At 76.2% G+C, this 1,252-nt stretch carries 2 protein-coding genes; both read left to right on the top strand.

Features of this window, described 5'->3' with window-relative positions; translation table 11 throughout:
• The first annotated feature begins 171 nt into the window (after positions 1-171).
• Positions 172-852 (top strand): HEAT repeat domain-containing protein, encoded by a 681-nt coding sequence (locus tag SSBG_RS03140; protein WP_008744780.1) that lies wholly within the window; start codon positions 172-174, stop codon positions 850-852.
• A gap of 79 nt (positions 853-931) precedes the next feature.
• The coding region (locus SSBG_RS03135) for a MerR family transcriptional regulator (RefSeq protein ID WP_008744779.1) at positions 932-1,252 on the top strand (321 nt) is incomplete at its 3' end.

Here is a 1,252-nt window from a genome sequence, read left to right as displayed (position 1 = left end):
CCGGGCGGGTGCGGCCCGTCCCCTCGCGGGGCCGGATCGCGGGCGCGGTCGCCACGTCGGCGGGCTCCGGGACCGGTCGCGCCCGGAAAAGGTTTGACCTTGACACGGTGAGAAGCCCTTCACTGGACGCTCTGCGACAAGCCCTGCACCAGGGCGGGAAGGCGGTCTGCCATGACCATGCGGGAAGCGGTCCCGTACACGACACGGGTTCTGCGGGCGCTCGCGAGCGACGCGGCGGACGTACGGCTGCGGGCGGCGCTGGAGGCCGGTACCCGGCCGGACCCCGCGTACGTCGGCGCGCTCGTGGAGCGGTGCGCGGCCGAGCCGGAGTTCGGCGTGCGGGAGATGCTGACGTGGGCGCTGATCCGGCACCCGGAAGCGCTGACCGTACCGCTGCTCCTGACGGCGCTGCGCGCGGAGTCCGCGCGGGCGCGCGCCCAGGCCCTGCACACGCTCTCGAAGATCGCGGACCCGGCCACGTGGGAGGCGATCACGCCCGCGCTGCTCGACGATCCCGACGACGAGGTGGCCCGCACCGCGTGGCGCACGGCAGCCGTCCTCGTTCCCGAGGGCGAGGAGGGCGCGCTGGCCGTAGCGTTGTCCGCGCGACTGGGGCGCGGCGACGCCGACGTGCGGCTCAGCCTGAGCAGAGTGCTGATCGCCCTCGGCGAGGCGGCGCGCCCCGTCCTCGCGGAGCGGGAACAGGACCCCGACGCGGAGGTCCGGGCGCACGCGCTGGCCACGGAGCGCCTGCGGCAGGACCCCTCCCTGGGCTTCGCCTCGGCGATCGAGGCCGTGAAGCGCGCCGTCGCCCTCGGCCCCGACGGACCGCCGGGACCGGCCGGGGAGTGACGGGACGGCGGGGGAGCGGTGCCGGGGCGGGTCGGACCGAAGCGGCCGAGGGCCGGGTGGCCGGGAGGAGTGGTGAACGGTGCTGATCGGTGAGCTGTCGCGGAGGTCCGGGGTCAGTGCGCGGATGCTCCGGCACTACGAGGCCATCGGGCTCGTACGCCCCGGCGGCCGTACCGCCTCCGGCTACCGCGAGTACACCGCCGCCGACGCGCGGCGCGTCTTCCACATCGAGAGCCTGCGCTCGCTCGGCCTGTCGCTGCGCGAGGTGGGCCGCGCCCTGGACGACCCGGACTTCGCCCCGGCGCGGCTCGTGGAAGAGCTCGCGCGGCGCACCCGGGAGCGCATCGCGGCCGAGACCGAACTGCTCACCCGCCTCGACCGCATCAGCGCGGCCGGACCG

This window comes from Streptomyces sp. SPB074, assembly GCF_000154905.1.
Lineage (GTDB): Bacteria > Actinomycetota > Actinomycetes > Streptomycetales > Streptomycetaceae > Streptomyces.
This window is presented reverse-complemented; position numbering and strand designations above follow the sequence as displayed.

Coding starts and splice junctions, on each gene's coding strand:
- SSBG_RS03140 (WP_008744780.1), top strand. CDS start 172: ATGACCATGCGGGAAGCGGTCCCGTACACGACACGGGTTCTGCGGGCG.